At 71.7% G+C, this 17,714-nt stretch carries 22 protein-coding genes; 9 read left to right on the plus strand and 13 right to left on the minus strand.

Going from position 1 to position 17,714, the window contains the following annotated elements:
- Positions 1-2 precede the first annotated feature (2 nt).
- Complete coding sequence (locus tag H7K62_RS10805; RefSeq protein ID WP_186717911.1) at positions 3-854, plus strand: sulfite exporter TauE/SafE family protein; 852 nt, start codon at positions 3-5, stop codon at positions 852-854.
- Between the two features lie 92 nt (positions 855-946).
- On the opposite strand, the gene H7K62_RS10810 is transcribed toward H7K62_RS10805, so the two are convergent.
- The 6 genes from H7K62_RS10810 to H7K62_RS10835 form a co-directional block, all read right to left on the minus strand.
- Positions 947-1,834 carry a Vgb family protein gene (locus tag H7K62_RS10810; protein WP_186717912.1) on the minus strand — a complete coding sequence of 296 codons (888 nt, stop codon included), beginning with the start codon at positions 1,832-1,834 and terminating at the stop codon, positions 947-949.
- Positions 1,835-1,949: 115 nt separating this feature from the next.
- Positions 1,950-2,615 (minus strand): TetR/AcrR family transcriptional regulator, encoded by a 666-nt coding sequence (locus tag H7K62_RS10815; protein ID WP_186717913.1) that lies wholly within the window; start codon positions 2,613-2,615, stop codon positions 1,950-1,952.
- Positions 2,616-2,647: 32 nt separating this feature from the next.
- Positions 2,648-3,061: a hypothetical protein gene (locus tag H7K62_RS10820; RefSeq protein ID WP_186717914.1), complete on the minus strand. Its 414-nt coding sequence runs from the start codon at positions 3,059-3,061 to the stop codon at positions 2,648-2,650.
- Between the two features lie 184 nt (positions 3,062-3,245).
- Positions 3,246-3,662 carry a VOC family protein gene (locus tag H7K62_RS10825; RefSeq protein ID WP_186717915.1) on the minus strand — a complete coding sequence of 139 codons (417 nt, stop codon included), beginning with the start codon at positions 3,660-3,662 and terminating at the stop codon, positions 3,246-3,248.
- A 48-nt stretch (positions 3,663-3,710) separates the two neighbouring features.
- Positions 3,711-4,160, minus strand: a complete 450-nt coding sequence (locus tag H7K62_RS10830; RefSeq protein ID WP_370591708.1) for a helix-turn-helix transcriptional regulator — start codon at positions 4,158-4,160, stop codon at positions 3,711-3,713.
- Between the two features lie 40 nt (positions 4,161-4,200).
- Complete coding sequence (locus tag H7K62_RS10835; RefSeq protein ID WP_186717916.1) at positions 4,201-4,722, minus strand: TetR family transcriptional regulator C-terminal domain-containing protein; 522 nt, start codon at positions 4,720-4,722, stop codon at positions 4,201-4,203.
- A gap of 98 nt (positions 4,723-4,820) precedes the next feature.
- Between H7K62_RS10835 and H7K62_RS10840 the strand changes: the two genes are divergently transcribed.
- On the plus strand, positions 4,821-6,407 hold the full coding sequence (locus H7K62_RS10840) for a methyl-accepting chemotaxis protein (RefSeq protein ID WP_370591709.1): 1,587 nt from the start codon (positions 4,821-4,823) through the stop codon (positions 6,405-6,407).
- Positions 6,408-6,803: 396 nt separating this feature from the next.
- Here H7K62_RS10840 and H7K62_RS10845 read toward each other — a convergent pair whose 3' ends face one another.
- Positions 6,804-7,166, minus strand: coding sequence for a nuclear transport factor 2 family protein (locus H7K62_RS10845; RefSeq protein WP_186717917.1), 363 nt, complete (start codon positions 7,164-7,166; stop codon positions 6,804-6,806).
- Positions 7,167-7,244: 78 nt separating this feature from the next.
- Here H7K62_RS10845 and H7K62_RS10850 point away from each other — a divergent pair, with 78 nt between their 5' ends.
- Positions 7,245-8,039, plus strand: coding sequence for a MerR family transcriptional regulator (locus tag H7K62_RS10850; protein WP_186717918.1), 795 nt, complete (start codon positions 7,245-7,247; stop codon positions 8,037-8,039).
- A 137-nt stretch (positions 8,040-8,176) separates the two neighbouring features.
- Here H7K62_RS10850 and H7K62_RS10855 read toward each other — a convergent pair whose 3' ends face one another.
- Together H7K62_RS10855 and H7K62_RS10860 are read right to left on the minus strand one after the other, a co-directional pair.
- Positions 8,177-8,488 (minus strand): LLM class flavin-dependent oxidoreductase, encoded by a 312-nt coding sequence (locus tag H7K62_RS10855; RefSeq protein WP_222437371.1) that lies wholly within the window; start codon positions 8,486-8,488, stop codon positions 8,177-8,179.
- A gap of 203 nt (positions 8,489-8,691) precedes the next feature.
- The gene (locus H7K62_RS10860; RefSeq protein WP_186717919.1) at positions 8,692-9,354 is read right to left on the minus strand and encodes a RidA family protein; all 663 of its coding nucleotides are present in this window, start codon (positions 9,352-9,354) and stop codon (positions 8,692-8,694) included.
- Positions 9,355-9,838: 484 nt separating this feature from the next.
- On the opposite strand from H7K62_RS10860, the gene H7K62_RS10865 reads away from it, so the two are divergent.
- Both H7K62_RS10865 and H7K62_RS10870 read left to right on the plus strand, forming a co-directional pair.
- On the plus strand, positions 9,839-10,246 hold the full coding sequence (locus H7K62_RS10865) for a VOC family protein (RefSeq protein ID WP_218974915.1): 408 nt from the start codon (positions 9,839-9,841) through the stop codon (positions 10,244-10,246).
- 265 nt (positions 10,247-10,511) lie between these two features.
- Entirely contained in the window at positions 10,512-11,330 is an 819-nt protein-coding gene (locus H7K62_RS10870; RefSeq protein ID WP_186717920.1) for an SDR family oxidoreductase, read from the plus strand.
- A gap of 124 nt (positions 11,331-11,454) precedes the next feature.
- Here the strand turns inward: H7K62_RS10870 and H7K62_RS10875 are convergent, their stop codons facing one another.
- Positions 11,455-12,075 carry a recombinase family protein gene (locus tag H7K62_RS10875; protein WP_186717921.1) on the minus strand — a complete coding sequence of 207 codons (621 nt, stop codon included), beginning with the start codon at positions 12,073-12,075 and terminating at the stop codon, positions 11,455-11,457.
- Between the two features lie 335 nt (positions 12,076-12,410).
- On the opposite strand from H7K62_RS10875, the gene H7K62_RS10880 reads away from it, so the two are divergent.
- A complete protein-coding gene (locus H7K62_RS10880; RefSeq protein WP_186717922.1) occupies positions 12,411-12,734 on the plus strand; it encodes a hypothetical protein in 324 nt (107 codons plus the stop codon).
- A gap of 401 nt (positions 12,735-13,135) precedes the next feature.
- Entirely contained in the window at positions 13,136-14,401 is a 1,266-nt protein-coding gene (locus H7K62_RS10885) for a GNAT family N-acetyltransferase (protein ID WP_186717923.1), read from the plus strand.
- A 363-nt stretch (positions 14,402-14,764) separates the two neighbouring features.
- Here H7K62_RS10885 and H7K62_RS10890 read toward each other — a convergent pair whose 3' ends face one another.
- The gene (locus tag H7K62_RS10890) at positions 14,765-15,220 is read right to left on the minus strand and encodes a 2-thiouracil desulfurase family protein (RefSeq protein WP_186718049.1); all 456 of its coding nucleotides are present in this window, start codon (positions 15,218-15,220) and stop codon (positions 14,765-14,767) included.
- 233 nt (positions 15,221-15,453) lie between these two features.
- On the opposite strand from H7K62_RS10890, the gene H7K62_RS10895 reads away from it, so the two are divergent.
- A complete protein-coding gene (locus tag H7K62_RS10895; RefSeq protein ID WP_186717924.1) occupies positions 15,454-16,173 on the plus strand; it encodes a carbon-nitrogen hydrolase family protein in 720 nt (239 codons plus the stop codon).
- Between the two features lie 247 nt (positions 16,174-16,420).
- On the opposite strand, the gene H7K62_RS10900 is transcribed toward H7K62_RS10895, so the two are convergent.
- Positions 16,421-16,987: an RBBP9/YdeN family alpha/beta hydrolase gene (locus H7K62_RS10900; RefSeq protein ID WP_186717925.1), complete on the minus strand. Its 567-nt coding sequence runs from the start codon at positions 16,985-16,987 to the stop codon at positions 16,421-16,423.
- A gap of 29 nt (positions 16,988-17,016) precedes the next feature.
- On the opposite strand from H7K62_RS10900, the gene H7K62_RS10905 reads away from it, so the two are divergent.
- Entirely contained in the window at positions 17,017-17,418 is a 402-nt protein-coding gene (locus tag H7K62_RS10905; RefSeq protein WP_222437373.1) for a MerR family transcriptional regulator, read from the plus strand.
- 76 nt (positions 17,419-17,494) lie between these two features.
- Here the strand turns inward: H7K62_RS10905 and H7K62_RS10910 are convergent.
- Positions 17,495-17,714: EamA family transporter (locus tag H7K62_RS10910; protein WP_186717926.1), on the minus strand; the 220-nt coding region annotated here is incomplete at its 5' end.

Genomic DNA, 17,714 nt, shown 5'->3' on the forward strand with positions numbered 1-17,714 from the left:
ACGTGACGTGGCTCGAGATCTGCCTGGTCCTGCTGGCGGGGCTGTGGGCGGGGACGATCAACGCCGTCGTCGGCTCCGGCACCCTCGTGACGTTCCCGGTGCTGGTGGCGCTGGGGTACTCCCCGCTGGTGGCCACCGTCAGCAACGGCATCGGCCTGGTGGCCGGTGGCGTCTCCGGCGCGTGGGGCTACCGGCGCGAGCTGCGCGGACAGGGGCGGCGCCTGGCGATGCTCCTGCCGGCGTCGGTGGTGGGCGGCGCGCTGGGCGCCGTCATGCTGCTGCGGCTGCCGGAGTCGTCCTTCGAGACGGTGGTGCCGGTCCTCATCGTGGTGGCGCTCGTGCTGGTGGTGCTGCAGCCGCGGCTCCAGGCGCGGCTGCGGCGGCGCAACGAGGCCCGGGTGGCCGCGCTCGCCGGCGGCCCGGCCGACGGGGGCGCCGTCGTCGGCGCCGGCTCGCCGCCCCAGGTGCGCGCCTCCCGGTGGCTGGTCGGGACGACGGTGCTCGCGACCTTCCTCATCGGTGTCTACGGCGGCTACTTCACCGCGGCCCAGGGCGTGATGCTCGTGGCGGTGCTCGGCAGCTTGCTCGACGAGACCCTCCAGCGCGTCAACGGCCTGAAGAACGTGCTCACGCTCGTGGTCAACGTCGTCTCGGCGGCCTTCTACGTGCTGTTCGGCTACCAGACCATCGACTGGCTCGTGGTGGCGCTCATCGCGGCGTCGTCGCTGGTGGGGGGTGCCATCGGCGCCCGCTACGGCCGCCGGCTGCCGCCGACGGCGCTGCGCGCGGCGATCGTGGTGCTCGGGGTGGTGGCGCTGCTGCGCATCCTCGGCACGCAGGTCGGCTGGTGGTGACGACGACGAGCCCGCGGCTCCTCGACGGGTGGGCGCAGAGCGCGCGGTGATCCGGATCGTGGTGCCGCAGGGGGCCCGAGGGTGCCCGGCCCTCAGAGGACGACGTGGGCGAGATGGCCGTCTTCGAGGGCGGTCCAGGCGCTGCCGCTGGCCGTGACGGTGATGCCGTGCGGTTCGGAGCCGGCCCGCAAGGAGACCTCCTGGAGGGTGCCGTCGGGGTGCAGGCGCCCGACCCTGGCGCTGGCCCACTGCGTGAACCAGCACGATCCGTCCGGCCCGATGGCCACGGCGTGGGGCCGGCAGCTGGGGTCGGGCAGCTCGATCTCGGTGACGGACCCGCTGGAGGTGATGTGGGCCAGCCGGCCGGCGAGCAGCTCGGCGACCCAGATGCTCCCGTCGTCGGCGGCGGTGATGCCGACCGGGCCGGCGCCCGGGGTGGGCAGCGTGAGGATCTCGATCCGCCCTTCGGCGTCGAGGTGGCCCACGGCGCTGGTGCGGTTCAGGGTGAACCAGACGGCGTCGTCATCGGTGGCGGTGATCATCGCTGGGGCGCCTGCACCCGCAGGCAGCTGGACGTGGCGGGTGCCTTCCTCCGGGTGGTGGCGGGTGATCGTGTCGGCCTGCATCTGGGTGGCCCACAGCGCTCCGTCGGTGGTGGCGGCCAGGCCGCACAGACCCGCGTCCGGCGAGGCGGTCCTGACGTCGGGGACGCGCTGGCCACCTCGGACGCCGACCAGGGTCCCGGTGCCTGAGCAGGTCGCCCAGGCCGTCCCCTCGGGAGTGACGGTGATGTCCGTGGGACGTGCGTGGGGGCTGCCGAGGTCCCAGGTGTCCCAGGAGCCGTCCGGTGACAGGCGTGCCAGGCGGCCTGCGTGGATGAGGGTGGCCCACACGCGGTGCTGGCCGTCGGTGGTGAGCTGGTAGGGGCCGCCTCCGCCGGGGACGGAGACCTCGCTGACCCGCGGGTCAGGTGCGCTCACGGGGGGCGTGGGACGGTTCACGGCTGCTCCAGTCGTCGGTCCGGGTGGGGTCGCGTCGTCGACTCGCTGTCCAGCGGTCACAGCGACGGGAGGGTGCACGGCGACGTCCTCGTGCTCACCCGCCAGCGGGCGACCCCTGGCCGTCGACGGCGCGCTGGGCCGTGATGCCGTCGAGCACGAGGTCGGCCACGGCGTCCGCGCACGCGGCCGGGTCGACCTCGGGGTGGGCTCGCAGGTGGGCGACCATCGCGTCGAGGGCGCCCTGGTACATCACGGCGGTCAGGCGGGGGTCGGTGGTGCGCAGGCTGCCTTCGCGCTGGCCCCGGCGGAACAGCTCCTCCTGCAGGGCGTGCGTCTGCTCGTACTCCTGGGCGCCGAGGGCCAGGGTGCCGTCAGGGGCGCGCAGACCGGTGGCGATGGCGTGGATCGCCGCCATCTCGTCCGCGTGGGTGCGCAGCAGCGCTGCCGCCCGGTGGATCGCGTCCCTGATCACGGTCGGGACCGGGGCGTGCAGGTCCAGCCCGGCGGCGACGGCGTCGCGGACCCGCACCAGCGCCACCCGTGCTGCGTGGGCCATGAGCTCCTCGCCGTCGGTGTAGTAGTGCCACAGCAGTCCCTTGGAGACCCCCGCCGCCCGGGCGATCTCGGTGAGGGAGGCGCGCTGGTATCCCTCGCGGGCGACCACCGCGATCGTGGCGTCCACGAGGGCCTCGCGCCGCTGCGCGGCGCTGAGCCGCTGGCGGACCGGGCGCTGAGCGGGCGTGGGGGAGGGGGCGCTCACCGCGCCACCACACCACACGCGGGTCCGCGGCATCAGTCGTGGTGGGTGACGGCCCACCGGACCACGTCGCCGACGATGCCGGCCATGAGGACGGCGACGAGGACCATCTGCACCTGCATCCACGTCGGGACGAACCCGGGCAGCAGCGCCTCGACGACGTTGACGACCAGCAGCACCGCGGCGATCAGGCCGACGGCCCGGACCGCGCCTCGTCGTCCCTGGCGAGCTCGGCGCAGGCGCAGCGGGAGCAGGACGGCGAAGACCGCGACGACGAGGGCGTGGCCCCAGGCGTCGTCGTTCGCCTGCGACGGTGCGGCGACGGTGAGCGCTCCCAGGGCGAGCAGCGTGCACACGACCACCAGGAGGTACGCCGTGACCAGGGTGTTGGCGAGCGGGAGGGCGGTGCGCGCGGGGGAAAGACCGTAGAGGCCGTTTTCATTGACCACGCGGTCAACAGTAGCTCGTGTTGACCACACGGTCAATGACTGGTGTCGCTGGCATGCCGCTCGTCAACGGCTGCTCGGAGGCCAGGCTCCCTGCACCAGGCCAGTGCGATGTCCGTGCGATGCCTGTGCGATGCGCAGGCGTCGGGAGGAGAGGTCGTGCGAGGGCTGCCGGCCGAGCAGTTCCTCAGCGCGTGGGTGCAGAGCGCGCGGTGATCCGGACCGTGGTGCCCGACGGGTCGCGGAACGCGCAGTCCCGCGGTCCCCACGGCTGGTCCGCCGGCTCCTGGAGCACCTCGGCGCCCGCGGCCGCGACGGTGGTGAAGAGACCGTCGACGTCGTCCGTGCTGAAGCCGATCATCGGCAGGGACCCCTTGGCGAGCAGCTCCTGGAGGGCGTCGCCGTCCTCGGGGGAGCGGCCGGAGCGGGGCGTGGACAGCACCACCGTCACGCCGGGCTGCGTCGCCGCTCCGAGGATGACCCAGCGGCCGCCGCCTCCGGAGACGTCGTTCAGGACCACCAGGCCCAGCGCGTCGCGGTAGAAGCCCAGGGCGGCGTCGACGTCGTGCACGGTGACGTGGGTGGAGGCGAGAGCGATCGTCATGCCGAGGAACCTAGGAACGGTCGGCACGGCCCGCTTCTCGCATCCTGCTCAGCTCCGCGCGACCTCGGCGGCACCGCTGGCGCGCGAGGGTGCTCCCTGGGTGGCCCGCGGTCTGGCCACGAGCCGCACCAGGCAGCCCGGCAGCCCCGCGAGGTCCTCGTGCCGCCGGGCGCGGTAGGCGCTCGGCGGCTCGCCCACCAGTGCCCGGAAGCTGGAGCTGAAGGAGCCCAGGGAGCTGCACCCGACCGCCATGCAGGCGTCGGTGACGCTGCTCCCCGCGCGCAGCAGCGCCATCGCCCGCTCGATGCGGCGCGTCATGAGGTAGCGGTGCGGGGTCTCGCCGTAGGCGGCCCGGAACCGCCGGCTGAAGTGCGCGGGGGACATGAGCGCGTGCCGCGCCAGGGTCGTCACGTCCAGCGGCTCCGCGAAGTCGCGGTCCACCAGGTCGCGCGCGCTCCGCAGCCTGACGAGCTCGTCGAGGTCCACTCCCGTCGGCACCGTTCCATCCTGGTCTGCGGTCCAGCCGTCGCGCGATCGCTCACCCGGGTGTCGTGACGTCTCGGGCCACGCGGGCCAGCAGCTCCTCGAGCAGCTGCACCTGCCGCTGCTCGGGGTGGCCGGCGGGGTCGAGCACGGCCTGCACGGCCAGGCCCAGCACGGCGGCGTGCAGCACCTCCGCCTGCGCGCGCACGTCGCGGCCGGCGCCTGCGTCGTCGTCGAGGGTGGCTTCCAGGAGCCGGTGGATCGTGTCGCGGCTCGTCTGGTAGCGCGCGGCGTGGTCGGCGGCGTGCCCGGCGTCGGCCAGGGCCGCGTCCCAGGAGGAGACCCAGATGCGGTTGGTCGTCAGGGACTGCGCGTCCAGCGGGAGCATGTCGAGCAGGGCGGCTCGCAGCGCCGGCAGGCCCGGGGCGGCGCTGCGGCGCACGCGCGCGGCGCTGCGCTCGGCCAGCAGGCGCAGCGCGAAGGCGGTGAGCTCCCGAGGCCGCTCCGCACGTCCGGCGGGGCCGGAACGCCTGCGGTCTCGGCTCGTGCCGTCAACGGGGTGGCATGGGTGCCTCACCGCCTGTTCTGCTCCGTTGAGGGGACGACCTCAAGGTCAGTCGCCCACGACCCGATACGCCACATCAGTTCCGTCGGTACGTGTCCATGGAGGACGTCGTGATCCACCGTCTGGCTGACCTGAAGATCTCCCGCAAGCTCACCCTGGGCTTCACCGTGATCTGCCTGCTCCTGGTGCTCACCTCCGGGATCGGCATCCTGCGCCTAGGACAGGCGCAGGCGAACCTGCGCACCCTCGCCGGCAGCGGCCTGGCCTCGGTGGATGCCGCAGAAAAGACCAAGACCGCGTTCACCCAGGCCCGCTTCGACCTGGCCAACGCCGCACTGACCCCCGATGCAGCTGGCACCGACAAGGCTCTGGCAGCCCTGGACGCCGACCAGCAGGCCCTGGACCAGCAGTGGGCTGAGTACCAGGCCAGTGCACCAGCCTCCACCCCCGCCCAGCAGCAGGCCTACACCGCGGCGCTGGCGCAGTGGCGCGCTGCCGCCACCCAGTTGATCCCCCTGGCCAAGGCCAACGACCTGACCGGCTTCGTGGCCCTGCGCGCCACGACAGCGACACCGGCAGCGGCGACAGCAGCGGCAGCTCTGGACGAGATCGTCAAGGCCGAGCACGCCGAGGCTGCAGCGATGGTCGCCAGCGGTGAGGCGGCCTACCGCGCTGCGCTGCTCCTCCTGATCGGATGCACGGTCGCGGCTGTGGTGCTGGCGGTGGTGGTGGGTGTCGTGGTCTCCCGCTCGGTCACCCGCCCTCTGTCGAAGGTCGTCGAGGTCATGACCGAGGTGGCTGCTGGTCGGCTGGACCGCCGCGTCGGTCTGAGCACCAAGGACGAGGTCGGCCAGCTGGGCGCCGTGGTCGACGCCTCCGTGGAGTCCTTGGCCACCGCCATGCGCGGCATCGCCGAGGAGACCCGGACCCTCGCATCGGCCTCCTCGTCGCTGTCCTCAGTCGCCACCCAGATCTCCGCCAGCGCTGAGGAGGCCGCCACCCAGACCCAGGTGGTCGCTGCTGCCTCCGAGGAGGTCACCGTGAGCATCTCCACCGTGGCCGCCGCCGGGGAGGAGATGACCGCCGCCATCGCCCAGATCGCCTCCGCCACCGCCGACGCCTCGGCGATGGCCACCTCCGCCGTCTCAGCCGCCGGCGCAGCCGGCACCGCCATCGACAGGCTCGGGACCTCCTCCCGCGAGATCGGCGACGTCGTCAAGCTCATCACCTCCATCGCCGAGCAGACCAACCTCCTCGCGCTGAACGCCACCATCGAGGCCGCCCGCGCCGGCGAGGCCGGCAAGGGCTTCGCCGTGGTGGCCGGGGAGGTCAAGGAGCTGGCCCAGCAGACCGCGCGGGCCACCGAGGAGATCGTCGGCAAGGTGGCGGCCACCCAGGGCGACGCCTCGGCAGCTGCCTCAGCAGTCACGCAGATCGGTGAGGTCATCGCGCGCATCGACGAGGTCCAGGCCACCATCGCGGCCGCCGTCGAGGAGCAGTCCGCGACCACCGCGGAGATGGTCCGCAACGTCACCGAGATCTCCTCCGGGTCCGCGCAGATCAGCCAGAACGTCTCCGACATCGCCCGCGGCACCGACACCAACCGCGAGGGCGCCGGTCACACCGCCACCACTGCGCAGTCGCTGGCCGCCTCGGCCAGCAGGCTGCAGGAGCTCACCGGCCGCTTCACGGTCTGAGGCGAGCGCTTGCTGGGACCGTCGCGATGAGGCGGCACTGGAGCCCTGCACGGGGCGGTGAGGACGTCCGTGCGGACGGCAGCGGTGAGGTCCGCGGTAGGCCCCACCCCTGGTGAGGTCCTGGCGCTCACTGGAGCTCGCACCGGCAGGTGCCGACCGTCGGCGACCCCCGCTCGAACAGCCGCCAGAGGTGGCCGGGCACGCAGCGCGTCGTGCCAGCCGTGCAGGTGGTCGGTGTCGTCGGGGTCGGGAGCAGGCGGGCGATCTCTCGCAGCGGCGGATCGAGCTCGCGGCGCCGTGCACCCGAGGTCAGGACCGCCTGGCGGCGGCGGGGATCAGTGACCCGTGCACGGCGACCGTCGAGGCGATCGCGGTCCAGCGCTGGCTGCTCGCCCCTCAGGCGCCGTGGTTCGCGATGACGAGCTCGCTGACGCGGGCGTCGCGCAGCGTGAAGCGGTAGTCGAGCTCGGCGACGCCTCCGGGGAAGCTGCCCTCGAGGCGCAGCACCACCACCCAGTGCTCGTCATCCACTCGATGGGCCCCGACCTGCTCGGTCGTGTAGTCGAACTCGGCGCCGGCGTCGCGCACGAAGGCGTGGACCTCCTGCAGTCCGCGGAAGGGTTCGCCCTTGTCGACGACGACGACGTCGTCCGCGAGGAAGGCCTCGGCCGCGTCGGCGTCGTGGACGACGCTGGCGGCGAGGAAGCCGCTGATGGCGGCGGGCAGCTGGTCGGTGTGCGGGTCGCTGGTGTGCGTCATGGACCGACCGTGCGCCGTCACGGCGCGGGAGGGTCAAGCGCTGGACCCTCTCCCCGGGGGAGGGTCCAGGCTGGTCCGGTGCTGACCATCGGGGAGTTCTCGCGGATGACCCAGCTGAGCGTGAGGACGCTGCGCCGCTACCACGAGGGCGGTCTCCTGGACCCGGCCGTGGTGGACGAGAGCACCGGGTACCGCTACTACGCGGTCGAGCAGATCCCGACGGCGCAGGTCATCCACCGGCTGCGGGAGCTCGACGTCCCGCTGGGGGAGGTGCAGCGGATCGTGCGGACGCCGGACCCGGGCGTGCGCGCCTCGTTGGTGGCCGAGCACCTGCGGCGCCTGGAGGCCCAGCTCGACCGCACCAGGGCCGCGGTGGTGTCGCTGCGACGACTGCTGCAGCCGGACCCCGCGCCGATCTCGGTGCAGCTGCGGGCGGAGCCGGCTCGCACCGTCGCCGCGGTGGAGGCAGTCGTCGACCACGGTGAGGTCGGGGCCTGGTACGCCGGTGCGATGGCGGAGCTGGAGGCGTGCGTCGGCGACGCGGCCAGCGGCCCGCCCGGGGGCAGCTACGACAACGCCCTGTTCGAGCGCGGCCGCGGACGCGTGCTGGTGTACCTGCCGACAACCGAGCCCCCTCGCACGGGCAGGGTGCACGCCGTGACCCTGCCCGCTGCGGAGCTGGCGGTGGCGACGCACGTCGGGGAGCACGACGGCGTCGAGGTCACCTACGGGGAGCTCGGCACGTGGGTGGTGCAGAACGCGATGGCGGTGGCCGGTCCGGTGCGGGAGGTCTACCTCGTCGGGCCGCGCGACTCCAGAGATCCCGCCGCGTGGCGCACCGAGATCGGGTGGCCGGTGTTCCGCGTGGGCTGACGGACCCGCGCTCGGAACGGCGAGCGCCGTCCCGGGCGCCGAGCACCACGTCGTGCTCCTCGTTCCCGTGACGGAGCACGTCACACCCGCGGCAGCGTCGCTCATCCAGGTCGTGGCGAGCAGCTCGAACCTCGTCGTCACCGAGTAGACCAGCGGTGCTGCGGCCAGCAGACCTGCCGGAGGAGAGCGCCTGTGCGCCCTGCGCCGACCGAGGTGCCCACCTCGATGCGGGAGGTGGCGGCTGCGGTGGCGGCCAGGGTCATGGGCGCGTCCAGCAGCGGGGCTCGGTCGAGGGCGAGGTGGTCGCCGACCCACAGGGAGTCCAGGCCGGCGTCCTCGGCGCGGCGTGCGGCACCGGGGACGTCCTGCCACGGCTGGGTGGGGGCCGCGGCATCCATGAGGACCACGCCGACAGCGACGGCCGGTGTCTGGTCGGCGTCGTGGCCCATCGGTTGATCATGTCGGCTCGCCGCGCGCGGGTCACTCGTCCACCGCTGACCGCCCGTCTCGGGCCTCCTCGCGATGCGCTGGCGCTCGAGGCCGCCGTCCGTCGCAGAAGGGATCGCTATCCGGGCGCCTCGTACTCGGCGGCGATCCTCGCGGTGACAACCACCTACACCGATACGGACGGGGTGACGTAGGTCGAGACCGATCACCAGAGGATATCCGCCAGGGTGGCCCTGCCCTCAGGATCGACGTCTACGATGGCCGTCAGCTCACTGGGGCTACCTATCGTCGTCCACAGCGGCACCGCGACCTCCCACCCTCCCTCGTCGGTGGTGGTCACCTCAGACCACGGGTGTTCCCAGATGTCATCAGGTTGCTCGATCAGCACCGGGCCGTCGTAGACCGCCACCACCGTGTGGTGCTGGTCGGGTCGCTCCCCTCGCCTCAAGGCTTCAAGTTCGGTGAACACCGCGGCACGCAGGTGTTCCGGCACTGCCGGGAATCGCTGAGGTGCCGGTGCCACCTGTCCTCGGCGCAGCTGCTCACCCAGAATCTGCACCTCCACCTCGACCGTCGCTCCCGACCCGTTGAGGTGCTGCACCTCAGTGGTGTGCATCGTGGTCCTCGCTCCGGCGTCCCGCAGGCGCCGACCCAGAGCGTCTGCCTGGGCCCTGGCGGCGGGGAAGGCGGTGGTTCGCACGTCAACGGAGACGACATTGGCCATCGTCATCCGCCAACGGGTCAGTTGCGCTTCCAGATCCTCCCAACAGAGGGCGATCTGTGCGGCGATGTCTGCTGTGGGTCCTTGCTCGTCGGAGAGGGCCGCGGGCGGGCGCCCCACGAGATACCGAGGCACCTTCTTGAACATCGAACCCGCCTCGTCGCCGTTTGATCATATGGGTGGGGGTCATGTTCGCAGCGCGGGCGCCGCGCTGTCACCGCCGTTCCCTCGAGTGGTCGGGCACCTGGGGCGTCGTCTCTTGGAGGCTCCGTGCTGCGTCGACGTCTCGCTGGAGGACCGCTGACCGCCCGCCTCGGAGCACCTCACGGCGCGCTGGCGCTCAAGGCCGCCATCCGTCGCAGATGGGATCCCCGCACCGGGCGGGTCGAAGCGCCGGGCACCCTGACCGAGGACGCACCAGGCGTGGCAGTTGTCTCTTGCCCGTTCCGGTCGGGCTGTCCTCATCGTCGACCTCTTGCCTGAACCGACTCGCGGGCGGGTGCCCGGTTGCGGTTCGCCCACGGGCAGCCAGGCTGCGGGGATGGGCGAGCTGCAGACCACGGCCGCTGGCGAAGGGGCCAGTACTGACGATGCCGAGGCTGCGGTGGCCCGGCCGTCCGCAATCGGCCACGTGCGGTTGACCGTCACCAACGCCCACAGGTCGAAGGCCTTCTACAGCTGGCTGCTGGGCGCCAGCGCGCTCCGCACGGACTTCACCCACCTGTGGGGCGACCCCTCCGTGCGCGAGGACCCCGACAGGGTCTACGGCGGCTGCAGCTTCACGGTGGGCAGGCAGGTGCTGGGGCTGCGGCCGGTCGCACCGGCTGAGGACAGCTTCGACCCCGACCGCGTGGGCCTGGACCACCTCGCACTCACCGTCGGCTCACGCGACGAGCTCGAGGCCGCAGCACAGCGACTGGCAGCAGCCGGCGTCGAGCACGGCCAGGTGAGGGACCTGCCGGCGTTCGGGGTGACGATCCTGTCCGTGCAGGACCCCGATGGCATCAACCTCGAGCTGTCGGCGCCGCTGGAGCCCTGAGCACAGACCTGCTCCGGCGGGCCTGGCGCCGAGCAGGAACCGCACCGCCGGCCCCTGCCCCGGATCCAGCCGCGGGCCTCGGGCACGGGCCGCTGGCCTGGTGCCCTGTGGCCGCCAGCGCGCGTGCCCGCTGCCCGCCTGCTCGGCGTGTCCGACCGCGCGTCGGCCCTGGTGCACCAAGCGCCACAGGGGCGGGTGCTCGCCCCGACGCGGCTGTTGGTCGCTCCGCGGGATTGCGTCGCGCGCGACCGGGTAGTGGAGGTGCATGACCAAGACGTGGTTCATCACCGGCGCCTCGCGCGGCTTCGGCCGCGAGTTCACCAAGGCGGCCCTGGCCCGCGGTGACCGCGTGGCCGCCACCGCCCGCGACACCTCCAGCCTCGACGACCTGCGCGCTGAGCACGGCGACGCCCTGCTGCCGCTGCAGCTGGACGTCACCGACCGCGCCGCAGACCGCGAGGCCGTCGCCCGCGCCGCCCAAGAGCTGGGCCGACTGGACGTGGTGGTCAACAACGCTGGCTACGGGCACTTCGGTGCGGTCGAGGAGCTCAGCGAGGCCGACCTGCGCGAGCAGATGGAGGCCAACCTCTTCGGGGCGGTGTGGGTGACGCAAGCGGCGCTGCCGGTCATGCGCGCCCAGGGCAGCGGGCACATCATCCAGATCACCAGCGTCGGTGGCATCGCCGCCTTCCCCGGCATCGGGGCCTACCACGCCTCCAAGTGGGCACTCGAGGGGCTGACCGAGTCTCTGTCTCAGGAGGTCGCCGGCCAGGGCATCAAGGTCACCCTGGTTGAGCCGGGTGGGTTCTCCACGGACTGGTCGGGGGCCTCGGCGCACCACAGCGAGGAGATGCCCGAGTACCAGCCGGTGCGCGACGCCACCCGGGAGCGGTACTCCACGGCGACGCCGGGTGACCCGGCTGCTGCGGCGCAGGCGCTGCTGCGGGTCGTCGATGCGGAGGAGCCGCCGCTGCGGGTGCTGTTCGGCAGCGGCCCGACCACCGCGGTGCCGGAGCTGTACGCGAAGCGGCTGGAGACGTGGAAGCAGTGGGAGGGCGTATCCCGGCAGGCCCAGGGCAGCTGACCGCCGTGCGGAGGGCCACCGCTGACCGGACGCTCTGAGATCCCGCGCCGTCGAGGTGCGTGGAACTGTGCCGCGTGGCGACGGCTGTCTCGGGAGGTCGCCCCTGCCGAGACTGCCGCGGGCCTCACCGCGGCGCCGGCGCAGACGGCGTGGCGCAGTTCGTAGTCGACGCCATCGACGCGCGCCGCAGGGCGCGGTAGACCGTCGCGCGCGAGACCGAGAACAGCTCCCCGACCTCGGTGGCGCTGTGACGACCCTCGCCCATCAGCTCCACCAGGTGCGCCTCCTGGGTCCGGCTCAGTTTCGGCGGCTTGCCCCGCAGGTGACCCTTGGCGCGGGCGACCTTCATGCCCTCGCGGGTGCGCATCCGGATCAGGTCGGCTTCGAACTCGGCGACCATCGCCAGGACGTTGAACAGCAGCCGGCCCACGGGGTCGGTCGGGTCGTGCAGCGACCCACCCAGACTGAGGCGGACCTGTCGGGTGGTGAGCTCCTCCAGGATGGCTCGGGCATCGGGCAAGGAGCGGGCCAGGCGGTCGAGCTTGGTGACGACCAAGGTGTCGCCGTCTCGGCAGGCTGCCATCGCTTCTCGCAGTCCGGGTCTGTCGCGGTTGGTGCCGGTCAGGCCGTGGTCGACGTAGATGCGGGTGGGTTCGACGCCGAGGTCGGTCAGGGCGTTGCGTTGGGCGGTGAGGTCTTGGCCGTCGGTAGAGCAGCGGGCGTAGCCGATGAGCAGGCCGGTCATGGTGGTCTCCTGGGCTGGCCGGCCCGGGACGCCTCATCGCGTCTGGGCCGACGGCGGCGTGAGCCGTTGCCCATCCACGGTGAACACACCGGCGGCCGCGGACGATGGCCGGCGCGGGGCCTCACCCGGTCAGCCCCTCGTCCGGCTGCCGAGGCGTCTCGCTCACCATCCCATCTGCGACGGCTGACGGCCTCGAGCGCCAGTGCGCCGCTAGGTGCGCCGAGGCGGCCGGTCAGCGGTCGTCTACGAGACGCTGAACGCAGCACGGTCGCTCACCGGGTACTGGCGCAGACCGACTGCCGCCTCACCATCCGGTTGCCTGGGCGAAGCGATGAGTGCAGGATTCGATCATGCTCGGTGCCGGTGCGCTGGTGGTGGCCGCTGCACTGTTGACGCTGGCAGCTGACGTCATCAAGGCCAGCCCTCAAGCGTGGGAGCTCACCTGCTGGAGCGGTGAGCGCGCCAGGAGCGATCGAGCCATGAATCTGCTGTGGATGCTGGGGGCAGCGCTGTTCGGGCTCGGTAGTGCTCAGCTCATCGACACTGCGGGCTGGTCGGCCGGCCTTGCAGGGCTCGTGGTCTATCTGTCGATCCTGTCGGCGGCCTCTTCGCTGGGCCGGCTGAGCCGAAGACGCCCCGCTTCAAGGTCGGCTCGTTAGGAGTAGACGGGACCAGATGGCGCAGTCTGCACGCCCGGGATCGCCAGAGGGCGCCCCCGACCTCACGGGTCTACGCGGCACCTACGCCCATCGCCCCCGGCGTGCCGCGGTGGTGGTCAACGCCTTATCAGCGGTGGTGGCGATCGGTGTGTTTGCTGGGCCTGCCGATAGAGGCGGGGGTCCGCCTGCAGACGGCACTGGCAGGGCGTCAGCTACCCACCGGTGATCCTAAGGCTCTCATGGCTGACCGGATGAGGATCGGTCATCGGACGCCGTGGCGCCTCCAGGACGCTTCACCGGCCGCCGGCGCTGGTCGTCGCAGTTGGGATCCCCAAGCGAAGTGGATTCGGGACCGCAATATTGGGTGGACAGCCTCACCGCACATTCGGTACCCATCGCAGGTGGAGCCCAAGATCCCCGCGCCGTACGTCGTGCAGCCCCTGGCGCCCGGCCAGCACGACGCAGCGATGGACACGGTGTGGCGGGCCTTCGGGTGGGGACAGCGCCGTGCGGCCGCCGATGAGGTCATCGCGGCGCGCGCCATCGAGATCGACCGGACCCTGGTCGCTGTCGACACCACTGCGGAAGACGGACACGTTGTCGGCACCACCAGCACCTACTCCCTGACAATGACGCTGCCCGGCGGTGCCCAGGCCCCGGTTGCCGGCGTGTGGATGGTCAGTGTCGATCCCACCCACCGCCGCCGCGGTGTGCAGAGCGCGCTGCTGCACCACCAGCTGCGTCAGTTCGCCGCCGACGGGGAGTCGATCTCGGCACTGTGGACCACTGAGGCCCCGCTGTACCAGCGGTTCGGCTACGGATTGGCGACGTGGCGCTCCCGCATCGAAGTCGACCTGGCCCACGCCGTCTTCACCCCCCGAGCTACCGCTCTGGCCGCCTCATCCGGTGCGCAGCTGCGGCTGATGAGCCTGGAGCAGGCATTACCGCACCTGGTGGGCATCCACGAGAAGCAGGCCACCACCCGCCCGGGAACCCTGGCCCGCGACGAGCGCCGCTGGCAGCAGCTCCTCGGTGACGACGACGGCCCCGCCGCCGAGCTCGTCGTCGCCATAGGGCCCGCCGGCGCTACCGGGTATGCGGCCTATCGCCTGCGCGAGGGTGCACCGGCGGCCGTGCCCACCGGCGAAGTCGCGGTCCAGGAGATCAGTGCGCTGGACGCCGCCACGCATGCGCAGCTGTGGCGGTTCCTGCTGGACACCGACCTGCGGCGCACCCTGACGTGCAGCTCCCGTCCCTTGCCGGATCCGCTGGCGCACCTGCTCAGCGACCACCGGCGGATGGACGCCCGCGTCGATGACGCCCTGTGGGTGCGCCTGGTGGACCTGCCCACGGCGCTGTCCATGCGCGCCTACAGCCGCGACGTGGACGTGGTGGTGGAGGTCGAGGACGATCTTCTACCGGCCAACGCAGGGCGCTGGCGGGTCACCGTGGCCGATGATGGGCAGCGGGCCCAGATCACTCGCAGCGACCGAGCCCCTGATCTGAGCATGGACGTCAGCGACCTCGGTGCGGCTCACTTCGGCGCGACGACGCTGGCCGACCTGGCCCGCGCCGGTCGTGTAATCGAACTGAAGACCGGCGCGTTGGCAGCTGCCTCCGCGGCTTGGGGTTGGCCCACCACTCCGGACGCGCAGGAGATCTTCTGACGGGTCACCAAAGCAGCGTTCATGCCTCACGCCGCCGGCGTCGTAGGAGACGCCGGCCCTGGTCGCACCCGCCATGTCGGCGAACATCTGGACCGAGAGCAACCATCGCCAGCACCGACGCCCAACATTCGCGCAGCCGTCGCAGACGAGGACCGCTGACCGCCCGGCCTTGGTGCCGTCTCGGTGCGCCGGCGGCCGGAGCCGCCGTCTGTAGCAGATGGGATCCCCGACCGACCCAGCACGAGGTCGGCACCTCCCGTCGCCCGCTCCGCCCCACTGGACGCGGTCAGCGCCTCTGACAGAGCCACGCCTCGGTCCCCAGAGGTGGAATGCGGCGGCGCGGACAGTTCCAACATCGGCACGTCAGGTCGGTGGGCGCTGGCCTCTCACGGACCTGACCTGCAAACCCCGCTGCCGCAGCACTGCCGTCACCACACCGTCGCCCGCGACCAGCACTCCACTGTGCGTTCCGTCGTACACCGACCCGCATCCGCAAGAGGGACTGCGAGCTTGCAGGACCGCTGTGTTGAGGCCATGACGAACGGCTAGATCTGCCACCAGTTCAGCGCCACGCACGTAGTCCGTCGTGACGTCCTCTCCGTCAGCAGTGAGGACTCGTGCGCGCCCTGCCAGCACGTCGTGGCCGTCCCCACCTACCAGTTCCGCAGCGGCGCGAGGAGTGTCAAGGCCCGCCAGCTGTTCAGCGCACGCCGGGACAGCACGCCCCTCACGCACGGCCTGAACCACCGAAGGGTCAGGCAGTGAGCGACCGTCGTACCGACACGGCAGACCAGCCAGGCAAGCGCTCACCAGGTCCACAGGCACCGGTTCGCTCACTGCCTCACCTCCGGGTCCCGTGATCGCTGCTGCGCGCAGCCCAGAGCTGGCCGAGCACGCATCAACGCCATCCGATGATCTTTCTCGAACCTACACCGGCCGCTCCTTGGTCGGCGGATCCATCGCAGTGGGACCGCCACGCCGCTTCGCGTCCACCTCCAGCGCGAGCACCGGCCGTCGCTTCACGAGCGCGGGAGCAAGGTCATGATGGGCTCGTGACCGATCGCCTGCGCGTCGCCGTCGCTCAGCCCCTCGTCATCCTCGGCGATCTGAGCGCCACCGCAGCCGCCCACGTCCAAGCCATCGAGCTCGCTCACGCTCGCCTGGTCGTCTTCCCAGAGCTCTCGTTGACCGGGTATGTGCTCGACGCTGCACCGGTCGCCCTCGACGACCCATGTTGGGACCTGATCGCGTCGGCCTGCTCCGCTCTCGGCACGACCGCTCTGGTCGGGGCGCCGGTTGATGAGGGTGGCCGGCGCTCGATCGCCGTGGTCGCTGTTGACGGATCGGGGGTGCGGGTCGTCTACCGCAAAGCACACCTGCACGGCGCTGAGAACGGGGCGTTCCATCCCGGCCCAGGCGCGACAGTGATCGACGTCGACGGCTGGCGCGTCGGGCTGGCCGTCTGCCGCGACACCGGCATCGGCGAGCACACAGCTGCAACAGCAGCGCTGGGTGTCGACCTCTACGCCGCGGGCGTGATCGATGAGCCCGCGGCTCTGGCCATCATTCGCTCCCGTGCGGTCGCGAACGCCAAGGCGTGCGGCGCCGCGGTCGCGGTGGCCAGCGCCGCCGGCGCAGTTGGTCCCCGCCACGGGTTCCCCGAAACGGCGGGCGGTTCCGCCATCCACGCCGCCGACGGCTCTCTCCTTCAGGCTGCCGGCCCCGAGGTGGACGCGGTCGTTGTCGTTGATGTCGAACGTCATCGCCGTTGACCTCAGCCACGACGACTGATCAGCACGAGCAGTCTTTCCTGATCGCACTCGAGGACCGCTGACCGTCCCGCATGGTGCACGTCGCGCCGCTTTCGCGCTCAGGGCCGCCGTCCGTCGCACACGGAATCCCTACCTGGGCGCGCTGTCATCTCGGTCAGGGAGGACAACGAGGCACCTCCTGTCGGCTGCGGCAGCTGATGCGCTGCCGCCTCAAGATCGCGATCTCATCGAAATGTGACCAGGCCATCTAGGTGGTGATGGCATCGCGAGCTGCAGGAAGCGCGGTGACCCCCTCGGCGGCGAGGAAGTGTCCAGCACCCGGGATCACGCGCACGGGTGCATCGAGCAGGGCCGCGAGGCGATCGGAGTGGGCGGGCGGCACAAAGGCGTCGTCCTCGGACCGGATGATGACGACGCGTCCGACGTGCTCGCTGATGCCGGTGACGTCACACCCGTCGGCGATGTAGGCGTCCAAGTTCGGGAGGGCGGGCAGTCGCTCGACGAATCCGGCCACCAGGACGAGGGTTCCAAGGCGCCACCGCTCCGGCAGACGGCTGAGGCAGCGCAGGACCGTGAGGCAGCCCAGGCTGTGAGCGACGACGGAGGTCTGCTCGTCCGGGGTTCCGAGCGCGGCGCGCACGTGGTGTTCCCACCGCACTGGGTCGGGGTTCATCGGATCGGGAAGGGCGGGGATCTGGGTCTCGACACCGGCAGCTTCCAGCTGCTCGGCCAGCCAACCGAACCAGTGGTCCGCCGGCGTCGCGCCGTACCCGTGGATGATGATCGCCTGCGGGCGTGTCGGGTCTGGGGTCATGCCGCTGGACGGTAGGGCTTCCCGTCAGCGTGAAGGTCAAGTCAGGCAGTGGGGGTGGGATGCGGATTGGTGAGCTCTCCGCTCTGTCAGGGGTCAGCGCACGAGCGCTGCGGCACTACGAAGACGTCGGCATCCTGGTTCCAGATCGCTCCTCTAGCGGATACCGCGACTACTCGCTGGCTGACGTCACGCGTGTGGCACAGATCAGGGCGTTGATCTGTGCCGGGATGGGGACCTCGACCATCAAGCGCTACTTCGACTGCGTTCGGACCGGCGACCGTGGAACCCAGCTTCAGATGTGCCCCGACCTGCGTGCCGAACTGGACCTCATCGCTGAAGCCCTCACCGCGAAGCAGGCCCAGCTCCAGCGAACGCAGGAGCAGCTTCGCCGCCTGACATCGACCAGCAGGGGCTTGGGTGAAGCGCGCTGACCACAGCTCACCGTCCGTGTGGCGCACGTCGCGACCCCGCGGCGCTCAAGACCGTCGTTCGTCTCACTTGGGATCCTCACCCGGACGAGCGCGAGGAGTTGCTGCGCGAGATCCGGGCCGCGACCGCGCGGTGCAGCCCCTGGGAGACGGCGATCCCGATCAGCACCACCACTGCGCCCACCGGCTGGTTCCACTGCACGTGCTCACCCAGCACGCTCACCCCCACTACCGCAGCAACCACCGGGGTCAGGTAAGTGACGCTGCTGGCGGTGCTGGCCCCTGCTGCCGCGACGATG

Origin of the sequence: Quadrisphaera sp. RL12-1S (assembly GCF_014270065.1) — a bacterium.
GTDB lineage: Bacteria > Actinomycetota > Actinomycetes > Actinomycetales > Quadrisphaeraceae > Quadrisphaera.

Excerpts from the sequence above, each read along its gene's own strand:
- H7K62_RS10825 (WP_186717915.1), bottom strand. The coding sequence starts at position 3,662 with ATGACGATCGCTCTCGCCTCCACCCACGTCACCGTGCACGACGTCGAC.
- H7K62_RS10845 (WP_186717917.1), bottom strand. The coding sequence starts at position 7,166 with ATGACGCACACCAGCGACCCGCACACCGACCAGCTGCCCGCCGCCATC.
- H7K62_RS10855 (WP_222437371.1), bottom strand. The coding sequence starts at position 8,488 with ATGGGCCACGACGCCGACCAGACACCGGCCGTCGCTGTCGGCGTGGTC.
- H7K62_RS10860 (WP_186717919.1), bottom strand. The coding sequence starts at position 9,354 with ATGTTCAAGAAGGTGCCTCGGTATCTCGTGGGGCGCCCGCCCGCGGCC.
- H7K62_RS10870 (WP_186717920.1), top strand. The coding sequence starts at position 10,512 with ATGACCAAGACGTGGTTCATCACCGGCGCCTCGCGCGGCTTCGGCCGC.
- H7K62_RS10875 (WP_186717921.1), bottom strand. The coding sequence starts at position 12,075 with ATGACCGGCCTGCTCATCGGCTACGCCCGCTGCTCTACCGACGGCCAA.
- H7K62_RS10900 (WP_186717925.1), bottom strand. The coding sequence starts at position 16,987 with ATGACCCCAGACCCGACACGCCCGCAGGCGATCATCATCCACGGGTAC.